This window comes from Polycladidibacter stylochi, from assembly GCF_001562055.1.
Taxonomy (GTDB): domain Bacteria; phylum Pseudomonadota; class Alphaproteobacteria; order Rhizobiales; family Stappiaceae; genus Pseudovibrio; species Pseudovibrio stylochi.
In genome coordinates this window covers 171,157-188,760 of record NZ_LLWE01000025.1, presented here as the reverse complement: position 1 = coordinate 188,760, position 17,604 = coordinate 171,157, and the positions used below count along the sequence as shown (strand labels likewise).

Here is a 17,604-nt window from a genome sequence, read left to right as displayed (position 1 = left end):
GATTATTCCTTTGTATTTAGACGTAGGGTGATTGGCATAGAAATCTAATTAAGTGGTACTAACTTCTTAAATCATTTGTCAGTTTTAAAATGTGTCGGCATATTGAAAAGAAGAGATTTTCTCGCTTACCCTAGACAACCTGAGCGCAGTTCTGCGTTTTTTGTGTCTTCCTCTCAACACATATACCAAGATATTGTATTGGTAGAAAAGTGCAGCTGGACCCATGCGTGCGCCACAACAATTAAAAAAACAAATGGAGCAGAGGGCGGATAAAACTGCGACAACTGCGAATAATCGTCAACAAAGCCAGAGCGTTGCTGCCAACCCTATCTTAGGTATTGGGTTTAAGCTCGCTTCAACACTACTGTTTTTTATCATGGCAAGTGCCGTCAAGTGGGCTTCGGAAACGGTACCGACAACACAAATTGTGTTCTCCCGCAATTTTTTCGCCATGATACCGATTTTAGCTGTGATGGCTTATGGTGGGAATATGCGTGAGCTTGCGTATACCAATAGAGTTGGCGGGCATATTATGCGTGCCATAATTGGTGTAACTGCCATGATTTGTGGCTTTACGGCCTATTCTTTCATGTCCCTGCCTGATGTAACCGCGATCGGTTTTTCTTCTCCTCTAATGGTTGTTGTGCTGGCCGCTCTCATACTTCATGAACAAGTTCGCATTTATCGCTGGAGCGCGGTTGGGGTGGGCTTTATCGGTGTTATGGTCATGCTCTCGCCGCACCTTGGACAAGGCGATGAAACTTCAATGATTGGACTTATAGCTGCTTTTGGATCAGCATTTTTTGGTGCTTGTGCTATGATTACGGTTCGTCAACTGTGTGTTAGCGAGCGGGCTTCAACTATCGTACTTTGGTTTACGGTATGTTCGGCCATCATTGGTCTTATGAGCTTTCCATTGGGATGGATTTTCCCGCAACTTGAATGGGTTATGCCAAATTTAACAGAGCTTTTGCTGTTGGTCACCATGGGAATTGCCGGTGGTATCGGGCAAATATTGCTGACACAAAGCTACCGTTATGCTGATGCCTCAACAATAGCGCCATTTGACTATGTGAATATGATTTGGGCGATTTTGTTCGGTTACATATTATTTGGCGACGAAGTCTCAATTGAGGTGCTTTTGGGAACGGCGATTGTTGTTGCCTCCGGGATTTTTGTGATCTATCGCGAAAAGAAGCGGGGATACAATCGCAATCGACAAGGGCGGGCTTCAACGCCTTCAAAGGCTTGATATGTAAGCGTTAGAAGCTGGCACACGTTCGGGCGCGTCAGCTTCTCGCTCTTGCATTAGATATTAAAATGCTTTGAAAGTGATAATTGTTTTGGTATCTTTTATGCCTTCGATATTATGAATATTCTCGGCAATAAAATGGCCAATATCCTGTTGGTTTTCTACGTAAACTTTCACCAGTAGATCGTAGTCGCCGGAGGTCGAGTAAACTTCCGAGGCAATTTCAGCTGCGGAAATCATGTCGGCAACTTTATAGGTTTTGCCCAGCTCACATTTAATCATTATAAAAAAAGGTGTCATTGCATTTCTTCCAAGCTTGCTTTTGCGTGTTGGCAGGCTTTTCTTGAAGATCAACCTGCGTTTGGATTGCATACAAAACTAAGTGTCTTGCTTTCAATACCTGAGTGTGACTTGCTTTCCACTATAACAGTAAAAAACTGCTTGAGACTCTCAAAATGTTTTGCTAGCAAAACAATACCAATGGGGGTGCTTAAAGCCTGAAGCTTTGAGCTGAGAGACAATATTGTCAACTCCTTGAACCTGATCCGGGTTATTCCGGCGGAGGGAATTGGCTTGCTAGATTTGCTTTACTTGCCTTATGATAAGGGCAATTGCGCAGTGCTTAGCTGTTCGCCGCAATACTTGGGGCGAGGCGCACTGTGAATAATATAATACCCACAATATTAGATAGCCATGCTGTAGCATGTGTTTTGCAAAATGTCCGGCAGCGCTCTGTTAAAGTGCACTGCCTTACCAACCCAGTCGCGCAGAATGTAACAGCCAATATTATCCTGGCTGCGGGTGGCACACCTTCAATGACAAGTGCAGCGAGAGAGATGAATGCATTTGTTGATAGTGTTGATGTTGTTGCCATGAATTTGGGGATGTGGGAAGAGCACAGGGAAGCGGCGATTAATGTTGCCAGTGCAAGGTGCGTTGAAACAGCAAAGCGCTGGATTTTGGACCCGGTTAAAGTGGAGCGTTCAGAACAACGGTGTGCTTATGCGGCCCGGCTCTTGGAGCAGGGTGCAAGCGTGCTTCGGTGTAATTTACCAGAGGCAATGGCGCTAAAACACTATTTGGGGCTGGATCGCTGGCAAGCACTCTTTTTGAGCGGTAAGTCTGTGCTTTGTATCACCGGTGCGCAAGATCGCATCTACTGTGGCGGTACTGTTTACACCATTGATAATGGAAGCCTGCTCATGGACCGCGTAACTGCTATGGGCTGCGCACTCTCCGGGTATATGGGCGTGTTTTTAGCCGCTGAAGAAAACCTGGCGCAAGCGGTTGTAGCTGCTGTTGGCTGCTATAATGTGGCTGGTGAGATAGCTGCAGAACAAGTAAATGGGCCGGGTAGCTTTAGCGGCGCATTTATAGATCAGCTATATAGCCTAACACTCGATGATGTTATGGCGCGATTAAAGGTCGCTAGCCATTCTCTTACTGATTTACCCTTACCTTAAGAAGAAGCAATCCGGTCCTAAGAATAACCAATGAGGGAAACGAGAATTACTATGATTGCAAATGCAGTTACAATTGCTGGCTCAGATTCCGGGGGCGGTGCTGGTATCCAAGCGGATTTAAAAGCGTTTTCGGCGCGCGGTGTATATGGTGCCAGTGTTATCAGTGCACTAACTGCACAAAACACAGTGGGTGTTCAGGGTATCTTTGATGTTTCCGCTGACTTTGTGGGGGCGCAAATCCAGTCGGTTTTTAGTGATCTAAAAATTGGCGCGGTGAAAATCGGCATGCTTTCGCAACCGCTAGTTATCGAGTGCGTTGCCGAGGCGCTACAACAGTATCAAAATGTCCCGGTTGTTCTTGACCCGGTGATGGTGGCGACGAGTGGCGACGTTTTGTTGCAAAGTAGTGCCGTAAATGCCTTGACTGATAAGCTGTTCCCACTTGCCGAGCTGATAACACCTAACTTGCATGAGGCTGCGCACCTCCTTGGCTGTGATGTTGCCGAGAGTAAAGAGGATATGGCCGAGCAAGGTGCACGATTGCTGGCACTTGGGTGTGAAAATGTCCTGATTAAGGGCGGGCATTTTTGTGGGGCAACTAGTGATGATCTATTGATTGGCGCTGTTGGAGAGCAGTGGTTATCCGGTCCACGCCACAAAACTGAGAATACGCACGGGACCGGTTGTACCCTGTCAGCGGCAATTGCGGCAGAACGGGCCAAAGGCAGCAACTTGGTTGAAGCTGTTTGTGTTGCGAAAGATTACGTCAATAACGCTATTTTCCATGCGGATCGGCTGCAAGTTGGGCGCGGGCATGGGCCTGTTCATCATTTTTTTGAGTTGTGGGCGCACAATAACCTTGGTTGATATGAAAGTTATCGAAATGAAAAAGATGTCCCGCCGTGAGGCGATGAAACAATTGGGTAGCAAAGTCGTCGCTAGCGCTGGCATTGCCGGTGGTGCCGGATTGTTGACTAACCAAGCTCACGCTGATGAAGCTGACGCCACAATCGAGTGGAAAATGGTGACATCATGGCCGAAGAATTTACCAGGTCCTGGCATGAGTGCACAGCGGATTTGTGATCGCATTAACACTATGAGCGGTGGGCGGATGCGTGTTCGATTGTACGCGGCCGGTGAACTGGTGCCAGCATTTGAAGTTTTTGATGCTGTTTCCAGCGGAACGGCCCAAATGGGTCATTCTGCTTCTTTGTATTGGCAGGGAAAAATGCCTGCTGCAGCGTTCTTTTGTACGGTGCCATTCGGGCTTACACCAAGTGAGCATGTTACATGGATTGAACAGGGTGGCGGGCAAGAGCTATGGAACAATTTATATGCGCCATTTGGCGTGTTGCCCTTAATGGCTGGAAACACCGGCCCAACAATGGCCGGCTGGTTTAAGGAAGAAATTCATAGCCCCACCGACATGAAGGGCTTGAAAATACGAGCTGTTGGCATTGGTGGGGAAGTTTTGCGGCATCTTGGTGCCAGTGCTGTTTCTATTTCCTCTAGTGAGTTGTTTACCGCTTTTCAGTCTGGTGTTGTTGATGCTGTCGAGTTTTTGGGGCCGTGGACAGATGGCGCGCTAGGGTTTCAAAAAATCGCCAAGAACTATTACGCTCCGGGGTTTAATAAGCCAAACGGTACGGGTGAAGCGCTTTTGAACAAAGTTGCGTTTGAAGGGCTGGACAAGGACCTACAGGAAATTGTGAAAACAGCATGCCGCATTGAGGCTGATATTGCGCTCGCAGAGGCAAATGCTGCCAACGCGTATGCCCTGAGTGAACTCATCAACCACGAAGGCGTTAAACTTAATGGGTTTTCGAATGAGTTGGAAACGGCTTTAAGGGTTGCTGCCGATGATGTAATGGCTGACTTTATTGCAAAAGATAATGGAGCAAAAGAAGTTTATCAAAGTTACAGCAAAGCGAAGTCCGACTATTCTGGCTGGAGCAAGTTATCTCTCGTGAGCTACCTTGGACTGCGTGATAAGGATTAATATATACTGATCTACAAGGTTTTACACACTTGTTTTGGTTATAATTTTACTAGCCCCTGTAATATTTGCAGGGGCTTTTTGCTTAATACTTTAAATAATAGTTGATATAAATATCATGTTTGGCGGCTTTGTTGAATAACCAATATATTTCAAGGGTTTGAATGATATATTTGTTGGTTACTATTGGTATTTAGCGGGTTTTGCTTTTTTGCTTGTGGCAAAACAGTTTGTGCTGCTAAGGGGGGATTACAGTGCATATGTCAACCAGTTTAAAAGCAAAATTGCTGCTTGTTTGTTCTCATGCAACCCTTGGTTTGTTACTTGTTTCCACCCATGCACATGGGGGTGCTTTTGCACTTCGCGAGCAGTCTGCATATTATCAAGGGCTATCATTTGCCGGTAATGCGACAGCCTCTGACAGCTTAAGTTCAATGTTTTGGAACCCGGCTACAATGGTTGAGCATAAAGGCATGAAGTCAGAGCTTGTAAACACTTTGATTAATGTAAATTCTGATGTGAATGTTAATAGTGCGCGATTGGATAGCCGCAATGCTCCTCTCAGTGCTATTCCCGGGGCCGCTAACGAGCAGCCGGGGGATGTTGGGATTCCGGGCTGGGTGGCCGCAAGCTATGGTACATACCAGTTTAATGATAGGATTAGCTTGGGGCTGGGGGTGAATGCGCCTTTCGGGCTCTCAACAAAGCCTAACATTAACTGGAGCGGGCAATCTTACAACCGCTCTTCCAAAGTCCTATCCGTAAATGTGAACCCTGCTGTGGCCTTCAAGTTAACAGATGAGTTGTCTTTAGGAGTTGGTTTACAACTGCAATATTTGCAGGTTCGCCTTAAGCAAGCGGGGGGCGTGTTTACTAATTCTATAAATGTTGAGCTGCGCGGTGAGGACCAAGATTTAGGTTGGGGTGGAACCTTAGGACTGTTGTATAAACCATTTGAAGGTACGCAAATTGGTTTGGGGTATCGCTCTCCGGTCGCACATGATCTGGATGGGTGGCTGTTACGCGGTGACTCAGCCACTTTTATCCATGCAGATTTGGTTCTTCCTGAAATGGTTAGCCTTTCTTTGCAACAGGAAATTAATAGTAAGGCACGGCTGTATGGCACTTTTGAGTGGACCAATTGGAGCCGGTTTAGCGCATTCAAGATCAATAATATCTCTGGTACGCAAATTTCGGCTCTGGAATTCTTTTATGATGATGGGTTTTATGCCGCAATTGGCGGGGAATATGACTTTAATGACCAGTGGACTGTTCGGGCAGGGGTTGCGCGTGAATGGTCGCCTATCAACTCTGGCAATCGTACAGCGCGTTTACCTGATTCCGATCGTACTTGGCTTAGTGGTGGTGTGAGCTACAACTTCAATGAGAAAATTGGCATTGACTTCGGTTATACGCATATCTTCCCCGACGAGAGTAATATTGTATTGGTTCCCGGTCACCATGATTATAACGGGGTATCCATACAAGGGGATGTGAACGCTTCGGTGGATATACTTTCCTTGGCTGCTAGATATACTTTTTGATAAAGGGAGCTTTTAAAAACAGCCCTAGTTGAAACGCTTCATTGGTGAATATTAATCATCAATATACGTAGCGTTTCAGGGTAAAGTTGCAGATGTAATGTGATGCATCAGTGTTTATCTAGCTATGTTTAATTCATATTAATTTATGGTGGTTTGTCTAAGAGTATTTATAGGCTTGGCTAAGATAAATTCCTTATGTGTCACATAAGCTTCTTGTGAATCATGTTTAAGCGCACCTGTATTTTTACTTGTGGAGGTGATGTGGTGAGTGAGCAACCTCAGAACCGGAAGTTTAAAAGCCTATTTTTGTCGGACATACACCTGGGAACACGGGGTTGTCAGGCTCATATACTTCTTGATTTTCTCAAGAATAATGATGCCGATACTATCTATCTTGTTGGTGACATTATTGATGGCTGGCGTTTGAAGCGCTCTTGGTATTGGCCGCAAGCACATAATGATGTTGTACAAAAGGTATTGCGAAAAGCGCGCAAGGGCTCGCGCGTTATATATGTTCCGGGCAATCACGATGAATTTTTACGCGGCTATTTAGGGCTCCAGCTGGGTGGCGTTGAAGTTGTGGACCAGATCATACATGAAGGGGCTAACGGCAAAAACTATCTTGTCATCCATGGCGATCAATTTGATGTGGTGGTGCGCCATGCCAAGTGGTTGGCCCTGCTTGGGGACTGGGCCTATGTCACTGCGCTTAACCTCAACACGGTTTTAAATTACTTCCGGCGTAAATTAGGGTTAACTTACTGGTCGCTTTCTGCATGGGCAAAAATGAAAGTGAAAAATGCAGTTAACTTCATTGGCAAGTTTGAAGAGACATTAGTGGGTGAGGCTCGACGGCAGAAAGTTGATGGTGTGATTTGCGGTCATATTCACCATGCTGCGAGCCACGAGCAATATGGCCTCCACTATTTAAATACCGGTGATTGGGTTGAAAGCTGCACAGCTGTTGCCGAAACTGTAGAGGGAAATTTCGAAGTTATCCATTGGCGGATTTCTGAGGAAGTTGAAACCGCTGAGCGTAAAACCGGTCAAGAAGTTGCTGCATGAGTTCCCTGTTAATAGTCACGGATGCATGGCGCCCGCAAATAAATGGTGTTGTGCGTTCTTTGGAAAAACTGGCGGAAGAGTTGAGTGCTCTTGGGGTTCGGGTTGAGTTTTTAACACCGCTTGAATTTAAAAATATCCCGATGCCTTCATATCCAGAAATACGATTAAGTGTTACTTGGCCAGCAGCAGTACGAAAACGCATTAGCTCGTTTAATTGTAGTCATTTGCATATTGCCACAGAGGGGCCGCTTGGCTTGATGGCGCAGCGGGTTGCGCGGCAAGAGGGGTTGGTTTTTACCACCAGCTATCACACACGTTTCCCAGAGTATTTGAACGCTCGTCTACCTATACCGCTTTCGCTTAGTTATGCGTGGTTACGGCGTTTCCATAATTCGGGTTCTGGCTGCATGGTTGCCACGCAGTCACTCGAAAATGAACTAGCGCAACGCGGTTTTAAGCGGATGATGCGCTGGTCTCGTGGTGTCGATCATGATCGCTTTCGGCCTGATCACGAAAGCGTTTTTAATGGGGGCGTTGAGGGGCCTATTTTTCTCAATGTGGGCCGGGTGGCTATAGAGAAAAATATTGAGGCTTTTTTACAGCTGGATTTACCAGGAACCAAAGTGGTTGTTGGTGATGGGCCGCAATTGGAGTTGCTGAAGCAGAAATATCCCGATGTTCTGTTTACAGGGGCGAAACAGGGTGATGAGCTGGCGCAGTATTATGCGAGCGCGGACGTTTTCGTGTTTCCAAGTCTAACGGATACATTTGGTAATGTGTTACTTGAGGCCATTTCGAGTGGTACTCCGGTCGCCGCGTATCCGGTCATGGGTCCTATTGATGTTATTGGTAATAGCGGTGCCGGTGTATTGGATGATGATTTGCAAAAGGCGGCTCTGGCAGCGCTCGAAATTGATCGTGCCCATTGTAGACAAGTTGCCTTAAAGTATAGTTGGCGCGCGTGCGCTGAGCAGTTTTATCGCAACGCTCTTTCAGCGCAAAAATATGCCGCACAGCTTAAAGAAATGCAGAGATTGGAACACTCTTGAGTGTTCCGCCTCTATTCTCCCAAGCAATGTGCATTTTGCGGCTTTGTAAAGTTGAAGCTAGGAAAATAGCTCCAAGCGCTCACCGGTTGAAAGCGCTTCCAGGGGGTCTTCATTACCTGTGTTTTTGCTAATTGGCTTTCGAATGCGGCGACTGTTGCCATTTACTTGAGAAGATGGGGCTGTGAGCGCAGTGCTTTCAAGCAGGTTATCCGCTGCCTTTATAGGCGTTGGGCTATTATCTTCTGATGTGTTTTGGGTTGCGTCTTTAGTGGTTATTGGCAGAGCGAGCGTGGGCTGTTCCGGCTTTGCCGTGCTGTTACTTTCCAGTAGCTCTGTTACTTCCTCGAATTGAGCTTCTTGTATTGGCGGCTCTTCGGTTTCAATAGTTACCGCCTCGACTTTAATTTCATTGTCGCCGTTTGTATCCATATCAAGCACCATGTCCCATATATCGACCTCTTGTGCCGGCGCTGGAGATGGAGTTTCGATGGTTTGTTTTGGTGGTTGTGGGGTGGTGGCAGCAAGTTCACTTGGGCTGATGATGATATCATCTTCAATGGTGAAGCTGTCCATATCTGTGCTTTCAAAGAGAGCATCAATGGCATCTTGTGCAACACCTTTACCTTCAAGTTGCGGGCCGTTCAGGAGGTGGGCGTCGGGTCGTGTGTCTTCAAATGCACTTGGCTCTTCAATCTCGTCCTCTTCTTTGCTTTTAGGTACGGTAATACCAAATTCGGAGAGATCAACAGCCCAGATACCAATCATCTTATTGATACGCTCTTCCAGATAGTAAAGCGCATTTACAACCTTTTGTATCCGCTGTCCGGTAAGGTCCTGAAAGGAGCAAGCCATCAAAATGTCTGTGGCCTTGTTGTCGATGGTCTCGCACAGATCAGGGTCTGCGTTGGTGTCGCGTAGTGTCCAAATGCTCTCCTGAATAATCTCGGAGGCTTCCAAAATGGTTTGCGTTGCGGTTTCTGTGGAAGAGACAATGGCATCGAGTTCATTAGAGGCGGTTGTAAAGGTGGCTGTCTCGCCGCTTTTTGTCTTTACTTTGGCAATTTCTGCTTTTGTTCGCTCAATCGCCTCGTGCATCTCGTAGATGTATAAGCGGAACGAATCGAGCTCGGAAGGCAGTTCTTTATCTTTTAAAGTGGCCTCAAGGCGGCCCAAGGCCTCGAGTAGCGCCTTGGTGTCTTTCGTCTGAGACTTTTTGACATAGTCGCGTAAAAAGCGTTGGCCGCGTTCTGTTTCTAAAATGGCCGATTGAATTGTTTCATATTCAGCGTCATCCAACTCATATTTTCTAAGGTTTTCAGCCATTATCGACGCCTCATTCTAATTGCCACATTAAATTATATATATGCGACTTGCATTAGACTAAAATATTCCCCGTAAATAAAGCTCCTGGGGGCTGAAAACAGCCGTAGGGGCAAATAACAGGGGAAAACAACAGCTCTTGCAATCACAACCATTTCATATACAGATTACTCAAATAAAACTAGAAGTGTTCCTAGTCAATTCTAACAGTGTTGGAAAACGGTAAATTTTCCCGAAACACGTGTAACCTCAATAAATTTTTAAGTTTGGCTTCTGTCACAACCTGTGATCGAGGTAATCAGACTTTTACCCTAATATGAATGTGACACGCTATGTCGATTGCTCAAGGCCCAGCGGGCACCTTTTATCTTACGGCAGGTATCAGCTTGCTGTTTGCCAGTTTTGGTTTTGTACTTGGGTTGTTTATTCCTTACTTCCCTGTTTACCTAGAGGATCTTATGTATTCTCCGGTACAAATAGCGTTTATTGTTTCATTGCCCAACTTGCTCAAGGTGGTCTCAACGCCTGTTCTAACAATGCTGTCTGATCGGGGGGGACGCCGACGGTTCTCTATTGCACTTTATGCATTGTTTTGCCTGCTTGCGTATGTCTTGCTGGCATATATAACCGGGTATTACCTCGTTGTTCTTGTTGTGGCAGTCATCTCAATTTTTATGGCTCCGATTACGCCGTTAAGTGATGCCTATGCCTTTGAGGCGGTCAATAATCGAGGTCTGGATTATGGCCGAATGCGTTCGGTCGGTTCATTGGCCTTTATTGTGGCGAATATGTTTGGTGGTTGGTATATTGGCTTTTTACCAGCACGCCATTTGTTGTTCTTTATTGCACTTGCTTTTGTTGTGGTTATTGTTTCGGCATTAAGCTTGCCTAGTATGCCCTCGGAAACACGTGGGGAAGCGAAGGCAAACGAGCGTTCCACCTCTAACGAATTGCGGCAAAAGCAACTTCATATGGTTTTGCTTGGTGCCGGTTTGGCCTTAGGAAGCATGGGAGCTCTGTTCAGTTTTGGTAGCCTTTTTTGGCTTGCCAATGGTTTGAGAGACACCGATGTCGGGCTCCTTTGGTCTGTGGGTGTTATTGCTGAAATAACAGTGTTTTTGCTTGGTGGTCGTTTGGTTAAACGTTTTGGCATTATGCCAATTTTATTTATTGGTGTTAGTGGTGCTATTGTGCGCTGGGTATTGTTTCCGTATGCCAATGACTTTCTTAGTGCATTTGCCGTTCAGCTGCTACACGGTTTGAACTTCGGTATGGTTTACTTAGCGCTTATGACCTATCAGTCACGCGTTGTATCCGCTGCACGCCTTGGTACGGCCCAAGGTTTTTTCCAAACCTATACCGGTTTATTTACCGGACTTACCGGCATTGCTAGTGGCTGGCTTTATGAAATCGAACCTGCCTATGCGTTTTTTGCTATGTCGGTTGTTGCAACGGTTGGCTTGCTGGTCATTTTATTGGCGCGCGTGGATCAAACTAAGCTTGAGGTGCGGCTTCGTTCATCATGAGCGAAGCTTTGGTATGGGTGGCGATTTACGCGCTTAAAGTTAAGCGTGGGCATAGTTGGTTCTTCTTACTGCTCATGCTTAGCGATAAATCATGCCGCCCATAATTTGCCGGTCCCTTAGCTCAGCCCCATAATGATGTGGGGGCGGGATATAGCAGGGAGCCTTTGTAAACGAGGGCGGGCTTGCGATCCTCCTTCAACAACAATGGCCCATCCAGATCGACGAAATCACTTTGTTGGGCGATGAGAATTGCTGGAGCCATGGCTAATGATGTCCCGAGCATGCAGCCGGTCATAATTTTGAAATTTAGCTTTCGGGCCTTTTGCGCTAGTGCGAGTGCTTCGGTTAAGCCACCGGTTTTATCCAGCTTAATATTTACTGCGGTATAGCGGTCTTGCAACGCTTCCAGATCATTGGCGGTATGCAAGCTTTCATCCGCACAGATAAGTATTGAGGTCTTGATGGTTGCGAGTGCTGCATCGTTGCCGGCAGGTAACGGCTGTTCAATCAAGCTCACGCCAAATTGCTCGCAGATTGCAATGTTTTCTTCTAATGTTTGTGGTGTCCATGCTTCGTTGGCATCAATAATCAGTTTGCTGTGCGGTGCAGCTTTTCGAACCGCTTGTAGGCGTTCTTTGTCACCAGTGCCTGCGAGCTTTACTTTCAGCAGAGGCCTACTACTGGCCTGTTGTGCGTCCTGTGCCATTTTCTCAGGGGTGCCAACGGAGATTGTAAAGGCTGTTTCAACCGGTGTCGGTGCGGGGAGAGAAAGCAATTGGTGGACCGGTTTGCTATTTGTTTTTGCAGCCAAATCCCAAAGGGCGCAATCAATTGCATTTCGTGCGGCACCTGCGGGCATGGCATCTAACAGTTCAAGAGGCGTTATCCCTGCCTCGATGATCTGTTGATGCTGTTTGATTAAATCTATGGTGCTTTCAAAGCTCTCATCGTATCTTGAATAGGGTATGCATTCGCCTTGTGCGTAAATGCTTGTTGTAGTGCTGGTTTGCTTTTCGAGCTGTACTCTTACCGTTTGTGCATGCGTTTTTGTGCCGCGCGATATGGTAAAGCTGCCGTTAATGGCAAAATCCTCTGCAAATACACTTAGTTTTACGGTCATGGTCAATTGATCTCAGCTGGACGTTTTCATCTTATTTATGGTTAAGTTTCCTGTTCTGTCTATGTAATTCAATTGTTTTTGTGTCGTTTGGCATCGTAAAATACTTATATGGGCACTAATCGTGATCCTTAACACAGGCAAACTACTAGCTTTTGCTAGGTTTGCTTTGCGCTGGTAGGTTGTGTCTTGTATATGTTTGCTAGTCGTGATGAGTAAGGGAGCAGATTCGGAAATATGGGGCGCAATGTTATAGACAATGAAGCATCGCTTATGTTTCTGATCGATGGTCAAACGGGCTATTTGAAAGCCAAAGGTGCTTGGATTGTTTCGCATATCGCTGCTCTTGAAAGCGAGCTTGCAATACAGCTTGCGCAGCGGCCACATGGCGAAATCCAAGTCGATTTTTCACAGATACAACGGTTGGATACTTCTGGAGCCTGGTTGCTATTGCGCACGCGTGCCGAGTTGGAGGCACAAGGGCATAAGGTGCGATTTTTGCAGGTAAAGGACACATTCCAGGTTCTTCTTGATGAGGTGGGGCGTCACCATCCCGAGTTGTTCAAACGACGCGAGGCCAAATCGGTTTGGCTGCGTACTCTTGAATCGACAGGTGAAGTGACGCTGGAAGTTATTGAAGACATTAAGGACCTTACAGGCACTCTGGGCTCTATTGCGCTGAATACAGCAGCAGTTATTGCACAACCAAGGCGGCTTCGCCCTATATCGATTGCGGTACAATTTCAAAAAACGTGCATGGGCGCTGTGCCCATTGTGATGTTGATGAGCTTGCTTATTGGCGGGATTATTGCCCAACAAGGTGGATTTTATCTGCGGCAATTCGGAGCAGATATGTTTGTTGTCAACCTCTCCGGGGTTCTGGTGCTGCGCGAAATTGGCGTTATCCTCACGGCGATTATGGTGGCAGGGCGTTCAGGGTCTGCTTTTACGGCCGAACTTGGCTCGATGAAAATGCGTGAAGAAGTGGATGCCCTCAATGTCATTGGCTTGCGTATTACAGAAGTTCTGGTGATGCCGCGCATTGTGGCTTTAATGTTGGCTATGCCGCTTCTTGTATTTTTATCGGATATTGCGGCGCTGGTTGGTGCGGGATTTGTCTGCTGGGCTTACTTGGATATTTTGCCCAATGCCTACTTCTCGCAGTTGCAGGCTGCGGTGACGGTTGAGACCTTGTTTATTGGTATTATTAAAGCGCCGTTTATGGCGCTTATCATTGGCCTGGTTGCTTGTGTTGAGGGAATGAAAGTGGAGGGCTCCGCTGAATCCCTTGGTTCCAAAACCACGTCATCTGTCGTAAAATCCATTTTTATGGTTATCTTTGTTGATGGTGTGTTTGCCATGTTTTTTGCAGCAATAGGGCTTTAATGGATGATTGCGCATGTAAGCAAAGACAATAAGCCTATGGACTGCATTCTTGATCAAAGCGGCCGCGAAGTGATTTTAAGGGCCGATAAGATCAGTGTCTCTTTTAGCGGCTTTTCGGTTTTACAACACCTGAGCCTTGATTTGTATCGCGGTGAAATTTTGGGGTTTGTTGGCGGTTCCGGTATGGGCAAATCAGTGTTGATGCGCACGATATTAGGGCTTAATCGTAAGCAATCCGGTGCAATTACTGTTTTCGGTCGGCAATTGGAGAAAATCAGCGAGCGGGAACGTAAATACGTTGAACGCCGTTGGGGTGTATTGTTTCAACAAGGCGCGCTCTTTTCCTCGCTCACAGTACGGCAAAACATTCAAGTTCCCATGCGCGAGTATCTCAAGCTACCGCAAAAGCTCATGGATGAGCTCGCGGTTTTAAAAGTCGAGATGGTTGGGTTGCCGCGGGAAGCTGCGGATAAGTATCCGTCGGAGCTTTCTGGCGGTATGATTAAACGGGCAGCTCTTGCCCGCTCGTTAGCACTGGATCCTGAATTGGTGTTTTTGGATGAGCCCACCTCGGGGCTAGACCCGATTGGCGCAGCCGAATTTGACGATTTGATTGCCAAGCTAAGGGAAACACTGGGATTAACGGTTTATATGGTTACGCACGATCTGGATAGTTTGCACAGTATTTGCGATCGTATTGCGGTTCTTGGTGATCGTAGAGTTTTAGTTGACGGTACTCTTGAGGATATGATGGCATTCGACCACCCTTGGGTACAAAATTATTTTTGTGGGGCACGCGCCCTGAAAAGGGTGTGAGGATAGCATATGGAAACCCGGGCCAATACATTGGTTATAGGCAGTTTTGTTCTTGCCGTTATTGCATCAATGTTTATCTTCACTTTTTGGCTTATGAGCTCAAGTGAAGGCACGGAAAAGCGTGATATCAAAGTGGTTTTCCCCGGTGCTGTTACCGGCTTACCCAAGGGGGGGAGTGTCTTATTTAACGGCATCAAAATTGGCGATGTTACCAATTTAACTTTTGACCCGACAAACCCCAAGCTGGTGATTGCAACCGTGCGGGTTGATGTGAGCACACCGCTGCGTAAGGATAGCGTGGCCACTTTGGGCTTTACCGGGCTTACTGGTGTTGCCTATGTGGACTTAACCGGTGGCTCGCAACTTGCTGAGCCTTTGTTTGATGCTGAAGACGACGAAGTTCCAGTTATTTATGCGCAGCGTTCCCAGTTTGAAGACCTTTTGCAAGGGGCCAAGGATATTTTGCGCAAGGCAGACCAAACTTTGGGCAATATTGATGTTTTGGTTGCAGATAGTAAACCCGACATTAAGCGCGGTATACAAAACTTTGCCAAGTTTAGTGATGCATTGGCGGCCAACTCGGATGGTGTGAGAAGCTTCATGGGCAATATTTCCGATACATCCAAGGCGATAACCGATCTCTCAGGTCGTATTGGTAATCTGGTGGACCGTGGTGAGGTCCTGCTTGCCAATGTTCCACCCGATAAGCTGGGTAAAATTGTCGAGAATACAGAAACGCTTACAGCAGATTTGGCAAAATCTGGAACAGGTATTAACGAGGCGGTTACAGATATCAAAAAGGCAACAAAGCAGTTTGACCGGTTTGGTGAAGGGCTCAACAAGAGCTTAAGTGGTGTGGACCAGATTCTTACAGCCGTGAAGCCTGAGCAGGTTCAAGATGTGATGGCAGGTGCTGCTAGCCTTGGCAAGCTTATGAAATCGCGTGAGCGTGAGATGGATGAAATTGTTGTCTCCAGCCGTGATATCACACGTGATGCTGCCGCGGTTACAGCCGAAGTTGCTGGCGAAAAGGGGCGGTTTAAAAACATCTTGAAAAATACAGATGAAGCTGTTGTTAACGTGCGTGATGCTGCAACGAATATTAGCGGTATTAGCCAAGCAGTGGACCAAAACAAACTCTCAAATATTATAGGCGATATTGAGCAGGTTACGGCCTCTCTTGCTGGTAAGAGTGGCAAGGTTGAACAGGCGCTGGATGACTTTGCCAGTGCAGCGCAATCGGTTGATACACTTGCAAGCGGTGTTGCTGAGCGCAAGGGAGATATCGATCAAGTCATAACGGATGCAAAGCATGTTAGTGGCAACCTGAGTAAAGCCTCTGACAAGCTGGACGGTCTGATGACGAGTGTTGATGGCATGGTAAACTCGGAAGGGGGCCAAGGGCTGATTGGCGAGGCTACAAAGGCTTTTGAGGCTATTCGCAAGGTTGCGGAAAAGCTTGATGAAAGCATTGGACCTATAACGACGAATTTACGCCGGTTTAGCGCCAAGGGGCCGAGTGAGTTTTCTGCAGCGATGCAACAGCTCAGTCGAACGCTTAAAGAGATCGAACGTGCAGCTGCCAATTTTGACAGGAATCCAAACCGGGTGATTTTTGGCGGCGAAGACACACCGGTTTTTAACGGTCCAAAACGACGGTGAAACTCTTTGATTTTTACCGTAAGATCTCCTAGAGCTATAAGAGTTAATGAAAATTTATTGAAAGGTTGCCTGTTGTGTCAGGGATAGCCAGTTTTAAAAACTATGTTTCGGGTGTGCTGCTTTTAGGTTTGGCGGCATGTGCTGCTAGCGGGCCTGATGTGCTCTACGGCTTGAGCTCTCCTGACACCTCGCAGTTTAGAGGGAAGGCACGTTCACAGCAAATACTGGTCGCTCAGCCGATTGCTTTGCAAGCACTTGACACCAGCCATATTGCGGTTAGCGAGGTTGGCCCCAGTTACACCTATTACCCTAAGGTGGCTTGGAGTGATAGTTTACCCAAGGTTTTTCAAGCTAATTTGGTTGCTGCTTTGGAAGATACCGGCGGGCTGAACGGTGTTGCCTTACCAGGGCAGGGATTGTTGATTGATTATCAACTGCAGACAACTATTCGCCGTTTTGAAGTGCAGACCCAACCTAAACAAGCTCTTGTTGAAGTGGCGGTGCGCCTGGTGAACGACCATAATGGGAAAACTGTTGCCTACCGCTTATTCCGCAGCCAAGTGCCGGCCAAGACCCTTGCGGTTAATGATGGGGTTGATGCGCTTAATGCTGCGAGTGATCAGGTCCTTCTCGATATGACGGGCTGGGTGCTCACCAGACTTGGTGCATGAGCTTTTGGTATAGCCGATGCTATGTGTAGTGTTGAAGTAATTTGTTGAAATTATTGTCAAGTTTCTACGTGTTTCATTGAGCAAAGACCATCGATTAGTAAATCAATCATCATGTTAATGTGGCGTTTGCTGTCCTCACCTTGCGCGACAGATAAGTTGCCAATTGCGCGTAAAATGTCAAAAGCTGGAATATCGTCGCGCATTTCGCCAGCAAGTGCTGCCTTTGCTAATAGTTCACTTAGGGCAGGCTCGAATTTGGCACGAAAATAGTCCGGCAATGCCTGATAAGCTTGATCACCCGAATGTAGTGCCTCTGCCATCCCTTTTTTTGTTGCAATGAATTCTGCGTATTGCTTTAGCCAATGTGATAGGGCAGCAGTAGGAGAATTGGTGCTCAATAGCTCTTCCGCGCTTTGGGCACATGCATCGACTTCTCTTTTAAATACGGCTGTAATTAGGTCTGAGCGTTTCGGGAACCTTCTATATGTGGTGCCAATACCAACTCCGGCTTGGCTTGCTATTTCTCTTACCGGTACATTGACGCCTTTTTCCATAAAAAGAGATTTTGCAGCTTCTAGTATCGCATCTTCATTTCTGCGAGCGTCTAACCTTAGTGCTTTGGGTTTTGAATTCTGGGTTTGGGAAGCCAAGCTGTTTCCTTTCGAAATAATGAAATAATAGGCTGTGAAATCTTATAGTATTGACAAGTGGAACGTTGATCCGTATTAAATGGATCA

General features: G+C 46.7%; 16 protein-coding genes and 1 riboswitch. Of the genes, 12 read left to right on the top strand and 4 right to left on the bottom strand.

All coding sequences use genetic code 11. The features are described from left to right. Positions 1-223: 223 nt before the first annotated feature. Complete coding sequence (locus AYK67_RS09970; protein ID WP_208976261.1) at positions 224-1,252, top strand: DMT family transporter; 1,029 nt, start codon at positions 224-226, stop codon at positions 1,250-1,252. Between the two features lie 63 nt (positions 1,253-1,315). Here AYK67_RS09970 and AYK67_RS09965 read toward each other — a convergent pair whose 3' ends face one another. Next, positions 1,316-1,552, bottom strand: coding sequence for an Lrp/AsnC ligand binding domain-containing protein (locus AYK67_RS09965; protein ID WP_068086445.1), 237 nt, complete (start codon positions 1,550-1,552; stop codon positions 1,316-1,318). A gap of 172 nt (positions 1,553-1,724) precedes the next feature. After that, a riboswitch (TPP riboswitch) is annotated at positions 1,725-1,836 on the top strand. A gap of 75 nt (positions 1,837-1,911) precedes the next feature. On the opposite strand from AYK67_RS09965, the gene AYK67_RS09960 reads away from it, so the two are divergent. From AYK67_RS09960 to AYK67_RS09935, 6 genes are all read left to right on the top strand, one after another. Then, positions 1,912-2,715: a hydroxyethylthiazole kinase gene (locus tag AYK67_RS09960; protein ID WP_068085781.1), complete on the top strand. Its 804-nt coding sequence runs from the start codon at positions 1,912-1,914 to the stop codon at positions 2,713-2,715. A gap of 51 nt (positions 2,716-2,766) precedes the next feature. Next, positions 2,767-3,582, top strand: a complete 816-nt coding sequence (gene thiD / locus AYK67_RS09955) for a bifunctional hydroxymethylpyrimidine kinase/phosphomethylpyrimidine kinase (RefSeq protein WP_068085779.1) — start codon at positions 2,767-2,769, stop codon at positions 3,580-3,582. Beyond that, positions 3,530-4,714: a TRAP transporter substrate-binding protein gene (locus AYK67_RS09950; RefSeq protein WP_208976260.1), complete on the top strand. Its 1,185-nt coding sequence runs from the start codon at positions 3,530-3,532 to the stop codon at positions 4,712-4,714. The genes thiD and AYK67_RS09950 overlap by 53 nt, the downstream gene beginning before the upstream one ends. A 257-nt stretch (positions 4,715-4,971) precedes the next feature. Then, entirely contained in the window at positions 4,972-6,255 is a 1,284-nt protein-coding gene (locus AYK67_RS09945) for an OmpP1/FadL family transporter (RefSeq protein WP_068085776.1), read from the top strand. Positions 6,256-6,519: 264 nt separating this feature from the next. After that, positions 6,520-7,320 (top strand): UDP-2,3-diacylglucosamine diphosphatase, encoded by an 801-nt coding sequence (locus AYK67_RS09940; protein WP_068085773.1) that lies wholly within the window; start codon positions 6,520-6,522, stop codon positions 7,318-7,320. Further along, a complete protein-coding gene (locus tag AYK67_RS09935; protein ID WP_068085769.1) occupies positions 7,317-8,369 on the top strand; it encodes a glycosyltransferase family 4 protein in 1,053 nt (350 codons plus the stop codon). The genes AYK67_RS09940 and AYK67_RS09935 overlap by 4 nt, the downstream gene beginning before the upstream one ends. Positions 8,370-8,426: 57 nt before the next feature. Here the strand turns inward: AYK67_RS09935 and AYK67_RS09930 are convergent, their stop codons facing one another. Beyond that, positions 8,427-9,692 carry a protein phosphatase CheZ gene (locus AYK67_RS09930; RefSeq protein WP_068085766.1) on the bottom strand — a complete coding sequence of 422 codons (1,266 nt, stop codon included), beginning with the start codon at positions 9,690-9,692 and terminating at the stop codon, positions 8,427-8,429. A 329-nt stretch (positions 9,693-10,021) separates the two neighbouring features. Here AYK67_RS09930 and AYK67_RS09925 point away from each other — a divergent pair, with 329 nt between their 5' ends. Beyond that, positions 10,022-11,215, top strand: coding sequence for an MFS transporter (locus tag AYK67_RS09925; protein ID WP_068085763.1), 1,194 nt, complete (start codon positions 10,022-10,024; stop codon positions 11,213-11,215). 121 nt (positions 11,216-11,336) lie between these two features. Here AYK67_RS09925 and dgcA read toward each other — a convergent pair whose 3' ends face one another. After that, the gene (gene dgcA / locus AYK67_RS09920; protein WP_068085761.1) at positions 11,337-12,335 is read right to left on the bottom strand and encodes an N-acetyl-D-Glu racemase DgcA; all 999 of its coding nucleotides are present in this window, start codon (positions 12,333-12,335) and stop codon (positions 11,337-11,339) included. A gap of 234 nt (positions 12,336-12,569) precedes the next feature. Here dgcA and AYK67_RS09915 point away from each other — a divergent pair, with 234 nt between their 5' ends. From AYK67_RS09915 to AYK67_RS09900, 4 genes are all read left to right on the top strand, one after another. Beyond that, positions 12,570-13,718 (top strand): ABC transporter permease, encoded by a 1,149-nt coding sequence (locus AYK67_RS09915; protein ID WP_082735743.1) that lies wholly within the window; start codon positions 12,570-12,572, stop codon positions 13,716-13,718. A 3-nt stretch (positions 13,719-13,721) separates the two neighbouring features. Then, positions 13,722-14,534 (top strand): ABC transporter ATP-binding protein, encoded by an 813-nt coding sequence (locus AYK67_RS09910; protein WP_068085759.1) that lies wholly within the window; start codon positions 13,722-13,724, stop codon positions 14,532-14,534. Between the two features lie 9 nt (positions 14,535-14,543). After that, positions 14,544-16,196 carry an MlaD family protein gene (locus AYK67_RS09905; protein WP_068085758.1) on the top strand — a complete coding sequence of 551 codons (1,653 nt, stop codon included), beginning with the start codon at positions 14,544-14,546 and terminating at the stop codon, positions 16,194-16,196. Between the two features lie 74 nt (positions 16,197-16,270). Further along, the gene (locus tag AYK67_RS09900) at positions 16,271-16,867 is read left to right on the top strand and encodes an ABC-type transport auxiliary lipoprotein family protein (RefSeq protein ID WP_068085757.1); all 597 of its coding nucleotides are present in this window, start codon (positions 16,271-16,273) and stop codon (positions 16,865-16,867) included. Between the two features lie 56 nt (positions 16,868-16,923). Here AYK67_RS09900 and AYK67_RS09895 read toward each other — a convergent pair whose 3' ends face one another. Next, positions 16,924-17,517: a TetR/AcrR family transcriptional regulator gene (locus AYK67_RS09895; RefSeq protein WP_206597526.1), complete on the bottom strand. Its 594-nt coding sequence runs from the start codon at positions 17,515-17,517 to the stop codon at positions 16,924-16,926. Positions 17,518-17,604 lie beyond the last annotated feature (87 nt).

Coding starts and splice junctions, on each gene's coding strand:
- AYK67_RS09970 (WP_208976261.1), top strand. CDS start 224: ATGCGTGCGCCACAACAATTAAAAAAACAAATGGAGCAGAGGGCGGAT.
- AYK67_RS09965 (WP_068086445.1), bottom strand. CDS start 1,552: ATGACACCTTTTTTTATAATGATTAAATGTGAGCTGGGCAAAACCTAT.
- thiD (WP_068085779.1), top strand. CDS start 2,767: ATGATTGCAAATGCAGTTACAATTGCTGGCTCAGATTCCGGGGGCGGT.
- AYK67_RS09950 (WP_208976260.1), top strand. CDS start 3,530: ATGGGCCTGTTCATCATTTTTTTGAGTTGTGGGCGCACAATAACCTTG.
- AYK67_RS09945 (WP_068085776.1), top strand. CDS start 4,972: ATGTCAACCAGTTTAAAAGCAAAATTGCTGCTTGTTTGTTCTCATGCA.
- AYK67_RS09935 (WP_068085769.1), top strand. CDS start 7,317: ATGAGTTCCCTGTTAATAGTCACGGATGCATGGCGCCCGCAAATAAAT.
- AYK67_RS09930 (WP_068085766.1), bottom strand. CDS start 9,692: ATGGCTGAAAACCTTAGAAAATATGAGTTGGATGACGCTGAATATGAA.
- AYK67_RS09925 (WP_068085763.1), top strand. CDS start 10,022: ATGTCGATTGCTCAAGGCCCAGCGGGCACCTTTTATCTTACGGCAGGT.
- dgcA (WP_068085761.1), bottom strand. CDS start 12,335: ATGACCGTAAAACTAAGTGTATTTGCAGAGGATTTTGCCATTAACGGC.
- AYK67_RS09915 (WP_082735743.1), top strand. CDS start 12,570: ATGGGGCGCAATGTTATAGACAATGAAGCATCGCTTATGTTTCTGATC.
- AYK67_RS09910 (WP_068085759.1), top strand. CDS start 13,722: ATGATTGCGCATGTAAGCAAAGACAATAAGCCTATGGACTGCATTCTT.
- AYK67_RS09905 (WP_068085758.1), top strand. CDS start 14,544: ATGGAAACCCGGGCCAATACATTGGTTATAGGCAGTTTTGTTCTTGCC.